We start from the raw sequence: 6,450 nt of genomic DNA on the forward strand, positions 1-6,450 counted from the left end.
GGGCGAACGCCTTGAGGGCGAGGTGGAGCATGACGATGGAGTCCTTGCCGCCGGAGAAGAGGATCACCGGCCGTTCGAACTCGCCCGCCACCTCGCGGAAGATGTGGACCGCCTCGGACTCCAGCGCGTCCAGGTGGGAGAGCGTGAAGGTGCTCATACCAGCCCCCGCTCCACCAGCAGCGCGTGCACCGCGTCCGCCGACTCCTGCGGGGTCTGGTCCTGGGTGTGCAGCACGAGCGCCGGATCGGTGGGCGGCTCGTAGGGGTCGTCGACGCCGGTCAGCCCGGTCAGCCGACCCGCGGCCTGCCTGGCGTACAGCCCCTTCACGTCCCGCTCGCTGCACACCTCGACCGGGGTCGCCACATGCACCTCCAGGTACGGCGTCCCGCTCTTCTCGTGCCGGTTGCGGACCGCCTCGCGGCTGTCGGCGTAGGGGGCGATGACCGGGACGACGGAGAGCACGCCGTTGCGTGCGAGCACCTCGGAGACCAGGCCGATGCGCTGCACGTTGGTGTTGCGGTCCGCCCGGGAGAAACCGAGGCCGGCCGAGAGGAAGCGGCGTATCTCGTCGCCGTCGAGGACCTCCACGCGATGCCCCTCGGCCTTGAGCCGGTTCCCGAGGAGGCGGGCGATCGTCGTCTTGCCCGCGCTCGGCAGCCCCGTCAGCCAGACCGTGGCTCCCTGAGCCCTTGGCGTGGTGGTCATGCGCAACAGACCTCTTCCTTACCTTCTCGGCGAACTCGCGTACGACCCGTCGAAGAGTAGGTAAGAAGTCTGAGAGGAGTGGCTGAGGAACCTGAGGTTTGCCTGAGTGACTCCTGGTACGCAAGAGGTCACGGCCCCCTGCAATGAACATTTCACAGAAGGCGGGGTGTCCACAGGGCCGTTCAGGGAGTCGCCTGCAGGCCCGCGAAGGCGCCCCCGGCCTCCCGCAGCCGTCCGTGCAGGGCGTGGAAGACAGCCGCCGAGCGGATACCCGGCCAGTCGGACGGCAGCAGGTCCGTCGGCAGCCCGGGGTCGGTGTACGGCAGGTGGCGCCAGGTGTCGAGGGCGCGGAGGTAGTCGCGGTAGGCGTCCTCGGGCGGGGTGTCGGCGCGGTGCTCCCAGCCGCGCAGCACCGGCTCGTGGGCGTCGAGGAACTGCTCGTGGGCCTTGGCGATCGCGGTCAGGTCCCACCAGCGGGCGACGGCCTCGGCGGTGGGCTGGAAGCCGAGGTGGTCGCCGCGGAAGAAGTCCACGTACGGGTCGAGGCCGAGCCGGCGCAGGGTGTGCCTGGTCTCCTCGAAGAGCCGGGCCGGGGCGATCCACACGCCCGGCGCGGCCGTGCCGAAGCCGAGACCGGCCAGCCGGGAGCGGAGCACGTGCCGCTTCTGCCGCTCCGACTCGGGCACCGAGAACACCGCGAGCACCCAGCCCTCGTCCTGCCGCGGCGCGGAGGCGAACACGCGGCGGTCGCCGTCGTCGAGCAGCTGCCGTGCCTCCGCGGAGAGCTCGTACCCGGCGGCGCCCCGTGCGGTACGGGCCGGCGTCAGCAGCCCGCGCCGTTTCAGCCGGGACACCGACGACCGTACGGAGGGGGCGTCCACGCCCACGGCGGCCAGCAGCCGGATCAGCTCGGCGACGGGCACCGGGCCGGGGAGGAAGCGGCCGTACGCACCGTAGAGCGTGACGATGAGGGACCTCGGGGCGTGTTGCTCGGGCACGTTGATCATTTTAGGTCCCCGGCATCACTGCTGGTCACCTTCGGTGCGCGGCTGAATGCAAGTCAGGATTCCGGGACCGTCCCGGACACCGCGCGCCGGCTGCCCGGAGCTTGGTCAGGCGGCGACGGCGAGGCGGTCCGCCGGGCCGCGGTGCGGCGGGACCACACTGCCGTCGGCATGCAGCTCGCCCGTGTCGTCGAAGACGATCGCCCCGTCGCACAGCAGGGTCCAGCCCTGCTCGGGGTGGGCGGCGACGATGTGCGCCAGGCCGCGGTCGGCCGTCGCGCTCGGGGACTGGTGGGAACACATGGCGCACCTCCACGGGTTGCCTTCGGCGCCTTCGCCGGGAGCCATGCCAAGACCATGCTCCCGCCGTGAACGCCGGGGAACCACCTGCCGCGACCTGTGACAACACGCGGACAACTCACGGACGCTTCCATAACGGTCACCGCACGCCCGGGACGGCGGAAGGGGCCCGGCGGCCCGGACGGCGGGCCGGGACGCGCCACCGAAGGGGTGACGGTCACGCGTTGTGCCCAGGCCGCCCGGTATGCAGGGTCCGCCCCCATGTTCCGGGAAGGAAGCCATGCCCGTAGCCACGCTCGTACGCCCCGCCCTCGCCGCGGCTCTCGGTTCCGTCGCACTGCTGTGCGCGGCCGTCGCCCCCGTGACGGCCGCCCCCGACCCCGCGTCCGCCGCCCCCACCGAGTCCATCACCGTCGACCCGACCGGCAGTCTCGCCTCCGACGGCACGGTCACTCTCTCCGGCACCTACACCTGCACCGGTGCCACGGGACCGGTCTTCATCAGCTCCTCGATCAGCCAGCAGTCGCCGAACCTCCACCACGGCATCGGCGGCAGCAAGGCCGTGTGCGACGGCGCCAAGCACAACTGGAAGAACACCGGCAAGGTCACCACGGAGAAGCTCAAGCCCGGCGCGGCGCACGTCGAGGCCACGATCCTGGAACTGCGCCCCCTGGGAGGCCTGCCGCTGCCGTTCATCCACGCCGTCGCGGAGCAGGACATCACCCTCGTCAAGGCCTGAAGCGCCCGTTCGAACGGCCCTCGGGTCGGCCGGGCCCCGGTCGCCGGGGCCCGGCCGTTCACCGGGTGAGCGTCTTCCTGATCGCGTCGGTGACCTCGCCCGGCGCCTCCTCCGCCATGAAGTGCCCGCAGGTCACCGTGTGGTGCTCCAGGTCCGGCGCCCAGGCCCGCCACAGGGCGCCCGCGTCGTAGCCGAGAGCGGCACCCCAGTCCTGCTGCAGGACGGTGACCGGCATGCGCAGCACGTTCCCGGCGGTGCGGTCGGCCCGGTCGTGCTCGGTGTCGACGCCGGCCGAGGCCCGGTAGTCGGCCACGATCGAGGGCACCGCCGTCCGGCAGGCCGCGAGATAGGCGGCGCGGACGTCGGCCGGAATCGCCTCGGGGGCACGCGTCCACAGGTCGAGGAAGTGGCCGAAGAACAGGTCCGGGGCCGCGCCGATCAACTCCTCCGGCAGGCCGGGCGGTTGCGCCATCAGGTACAGATGGAAGGCGACGGCGGCCGAGGTGCCGTGCAGCACCTCCCACATGTCCAGGGTGGGCAACACGTCCAGCAGCACGAGATGCGTGACCGCGTCGGGATGGTCGAGCCCGCCGCGGAAGGCGACCAGGGCGCCCCGGTCGTGCCCGGCCAGCGCGAAGCGTTCGTGGCCGAGGGCCCGGGCGAGCGCCACGACGTCCGCGGCCATGGTCCGCTTCGAGTACGACGACCCGTCCGCGTCGGCCGGTTTGTCACTGGCGCCGTAGCCGCGCAGGTCCGGGCAGATCACGGTGTGGCCGGCCGCGAGCCCGACGGCCACGTGCCGCCACATCAGGTGGGTCTGGGGGAAGCCGTGGAGGAGTACGACGGGGCTGCCGGTGCCGCCCACGGCCGTGTGCAGGGAGACACCGTCCGCCACCGGGACGCGGTGCTGCTGGAAACCGGGAATGTTCATGCGCCGAGGCTCCCGTGCCCGGATCAGCAGCGGATCAGCAGCACGTACGGTGGGCGGGTGAGCAAGAACGAGGTGGTCTTCGGGGTGCTCGGGTCGGTGACGGCCGAGCGCGCCGGCCTCCCGCTCGCCCTGAAGGGCCCCCGGCACCGCGCCGTACTGGCCCGGCTGCTCGTCGCCCGCCGGCGCGTGGTGCCCGTCGCCCGGCTGGTCGCCGACCTCTGGGAGGAGCCGCCGCCCGCCGCCGTCGGGGCCGTCCGCACCTTCGTGGGCGACCTGCGGCGGGCCCTCGAACCCGGCCGGCCGCCCCGGGCCCCGGCCCGGCTGCTGGTCACCGACGGCCCCGGCTACGCGCTGCGCGCCGAAGCGGTCGACGCCTGGCGGTTCGAGCAGGCCGTGGAGACCGCCGCCCAGGAGGAGCCCGCGCGGGCTGCGCACCTGCTGCGGGAGGCGCTGGAGCGGTGGCGGGGGCCCGCCTACGCCGAGTTCGCGGACGAGGACTGGTGCAGGGGCGAGCGCGGGCGGCTCACCGAGCTGCGGCTGCGGGCCGTGGAGCAGCGGGCCGAGGCGCTGCTGGCGGCGGGGCGGGCGGCCGAGGCGGTGCCCGACCTGGACGCCCACCTCGCCGGGCATCCGTGGCGCGAGGAGGCCTGGCGGCTGCTGGCGCTCGCCCTCTACCGGACCGGCCGCCAGGGCGACGCCCTCGAGGTGCTGCGCAGGGCCCGCGCGACCCTCGCCGGCCGGCTGGGCCTCGACCCGGGCCGGGCGCTTCAGCGGCTGGAGGCCGACGTGCTCGCCCAGGATCCCGGGCTGGACGCGGAACGCGGGGCCGCGGCGGCGGCCCGGGTCTGGTCCCGCGCCGCGGAGGCGTACGACCGCAACGTCGCCGCCGGTGCCCGGGCCCGGCTCGAATCGACCGTCGGACTGCTGCGCACCCTCGCGGTGACCGGCTCCGGCGGACTGGCCGCCGCCCGCGAACACCGGCTCGCGGCGATCACCGCGGCCGAGGAGTCCGGCGATCCGGAACTCACCGCCCGGGTCATCGGCGCCTACGACGTCCCCGCGATCTGGCCCCGGTCCGACGACGGGACGGGCGCCGCCCGCATCGTCCGGGCCGCCGAACAGGCGCTCGTCCGCCTCCCCGCCGCCCCGGCCCAGGACGCGGCACGCTGCCGGCTGCTCGCCACCGTCGCCCTGGAGTCCCGCGGCACCAGGTCCGGCCGTGCCGTGGCGGCCGCAGCCGAGGCGGAGCACCTCGCCCGCCGCCTGGACGACCCGGCGCTGCTCGCCTTCGCCCTCAACGGCGTCTTCATGCAGTCCTGCACCGGGACCGGCCTCGCCCCGCGCCGCGACGCCGTCGGCACCGAACTGGTCGCCCTCGCCGCCCGGCACGGCCTGGTCACCTACGAGGTGCTCGGCCACCTGATCCGGACACAGGCCCGCGCCGCCCTCGCCGACTTCACGACGGCCGACGAACACGCGGCGGCGGCCGACCGGCTGGCGGGCCGTCATGAACTGCCCCTGGTCAGGGTGTTCACGGAGGGATACCGGGCGCTGCGCCTGGCGGCGACGGGCGGGACAGGGTACGGCGGGGGCGGACCCGCTGCCGCCGAGGCCGCCTGCCGTGCGGTCGGCCGGCTCCTCGACGGGTCCGGTATGCCCGGGGTGCGCGACGGACTGCTTCCCCTCGCGCTGCTCTGCCTCCGGCTGGCGGGGCGGCCGCACGGTATCCGCGACGCCGTGGACCCGGCCGCCGACTGGGGACCGTACCTCCCCTGGGCCCGCCCCGCGCTCGCCCTCGCCGCCGGTGACGAAACGGCGGCCCGCGACGCACTGCGCGAACTGCCCGAGCCACCTGCCGACCTCGTGCAGGAGGCACTGTGGTGCGTCGCGGCCGCCGTCGCTCTGGAACTCGACGACCCTCCGACCCTGCACCGCTGCCTGTCGGCCCTGCGCCCCGCCGCCGGCCAACTCGCCGGCGCGGGCAGCGGTTTCCTGACGGCCGGTCCGGTCGACGCCTGGCTGACGGCGATCGAGGAAGCTCTCGGCTGAGCAGCGCCTCGTAAGGGACGCTGGACCCCCGGCCGAAGGCCGGCCGAACAACGACACATCACGGCATGAACGCCGACGACTCGCGGGCCCGTTCCTCCCAGTCGAAGACGCAGGCGGTGGCGACACCGTCGAACTCCAGCTCACGCACGATGCCGAAGAACGCGTCCCGGTCGACCTCGCCCTGGCCGATGTCCAGGTGCTGGTGGATGCGGGCCGCGGTACCGGGCGGATTGAGGATGTAGCGCAGTCCGCTGGACCTTTTGTGGTTGAAGGAGTCCGCGATGTGCGCATGCCGGAGCCGGTCGCCGGCGTAGCGCGTCATCGCCGCGATGTCGGCCGTCGGGTCGGCGCCCGGAGAGGTGGAAGGAGTGCGGGGCGCAGTAGAGGTAGTTCACCCACGGCCTGCCGATCGCGCGGGCCAGGTCGACAGCGGGGGTGTTCTCCTCGCAGAAGTCGTCCGGATGGGTCTCCAGGTTGAGGGCGACGCCGTCGCGCTCGAAGATGGGGAGGAGCTCCTCCAGGGAGCGCCGGAAGGCCGCCTCGTTCTCCGCCGCGCGCTCCGGCCAGCTGTGGAACTCGCTGTTACTGACCTTTCGGTTGAGTTGTCGTGTTGAGCGAGAGGACGGTTTCGGCGAGGCGACCCTCGATGAGGTCGGTGCGTCGTTGGATGCGGCGCAGGCCGCTGCGGACGGCTTGGACAAGGTGGTCGCGGTCGCGGAAGA

General features: G+C 73.8%; 7 protein-coding genes and 1 pseudogene. 2 read left to right on the top strand and 6 right to left on the bottom strand.

Annotated features, from left to right (window positions below):
- The 4 genes from JF597_RS01270 to JF597_RS01285 form a co-directional block, all read right to left on the bottom strand.
- Positions 1 to 157: phosphoadenosine phosphosulfate reductase family protein (locus tag JF597_RS01270; protein WP_293987423.1), on the bottom strand; the 157-nt coding region annotated here is incomplete at its 3' end.
- Positions 154 to 705, bottom strand: coding sequence for an adenylyl-sulfate kinase (gene cysC, locus JF597_RS01275; RefSeq protein WP_293987405.1), 552 nt, complete (start codon positions 703 to 705; stop codon positions 154 to 156). The genes cysC and JF597_RS01270, both read right to left, overlap by 4 nt.
- 182 nt (positions 706 to 887) lie before the next feature.
- Positions 888 to 1,712, bottom strand: coding sequence for a PaaX family transcriptional regulator C-terminal domain-containing protein (locus tag JF597_RS01280; RefSeq protein WP_293987408.1), 825 nt, complete (start codon positions 1,710 to 1,712; stop codon positions 888 to 890).
- Positions 1,713 to 1,817: 105 nt separating this feature from the next.
- Positions 1,818 to 2,012, bottom strand: coding sequence for a DUF5999 family protein (locus tag JF597_RS01285; protein WP_189262446.1), 195 nt, complete (start codon positions 2,010 to 2,012; stop codon positions 1,818 to 1,820).
- Between the two features lie 277 nt (positions 2,013 to 2,289).
- Here JF597_RS01285 and JF597_RS01290 point away from each other — a divergent pair, with 277 nt between their 5' ends.
- Positions 2,290 to 2,748: a DUF6299 family protein gene (locus JF597_RS01290; RefSeq protein WP_293987416.1), complete on the top strand. Its 459-nt coding sequence runs from the start codon at positions 2,290 to 2,292 to the stop codon at positions 2,746 to 2,748.
- A 58-nt stretch (positions 2,749 to 2,806) separates the two neighbouring features.
- Here the strand turns inward: JF597_RS01290 and JF597_RS01295 are convergent, their stop codons facing one another.
- Entirely contained in the window at positions 2,807 to 3,679 is an 873-nt protein-coding gene (locus tag JF597_RS01295) for an alpha/beta hydrolase (protein ID WP_293987419.1), read from the bottom strand.
- A 57-nt stretch (positions 3,680 to 3,736) separates the two neighbouring features.
- Here JF597_RS01295 and JF597_RS01300 point away from each other — a divergent pair, with 57 nt between their 5' ends.
- Complete coding sequence (locus tag JF597_RS01300) at positions 3,737 to 5,728, top strand: BTAD domain-containing putative transcriptional regulator (protein ID WP_293987421.1); 1,992 nt, start codon at positions 3,737 to 3,739, stop codon at positions 5,726 to 5,728.
- 58 nt (positions 5,729 to 5,786) lie between these two features.
- Here JF597_RS01300 and JF597_RS01305 read toward each other — a convergent pair.
- Positions 5,787 to 6,312: pseudogene (locus tag JF597_RS01305) on the bottom strand (sugar phosphate isomerase/epimerase); the annotation flags it as partial.
- Positions 6,313 to 6,450: the final 138 nt, after the last annotated feature.

This window comes from Streptomyces sp. (assembly GCF_019510245.1).
GTDB lineage: Bacteria > Actinomycetota > Actinomycetes > Streptomycetales > Streptomycetaceae > Streptomyces.

Coding starts and splice junctions, on each gene's coding strand:
- cysC (WP_293987405.1), bottom strand. CDS start 705: ATGACCACCACGCCAAGGGCTCAGGGAGCCACGGTCTGGCTGACGGGG.
- JF597_RS01280 (WP_293987408.1), bottom strand. CDS start 1,712: ATGATCAACGTGCCCGAGCAACACGCCCCGAGGTCCCTCATCGTCACG.
- JF597_RS01285 (WP_189262446.1), bottom strand. CDS start 2,012: ATGTGTTCCCACCAGTCCCCGAGCGCGACGGCCGACCGCGGCCTGGCG.
- JF597_RS01290 (WP_293987416.1), top strand. CDS start 2,290: ATGCCCGTAGCCACGCTCGTACGCCCCGCCCTCGCCGCGGCTCTCGGT.
- JF597_RS01295 (WP_293987419.1), bottom strand. CDS start 3,679: ATGAACATTCCCGGTTTCCAGCAGCACCGCGTCCCGGTGGCGGACGGT.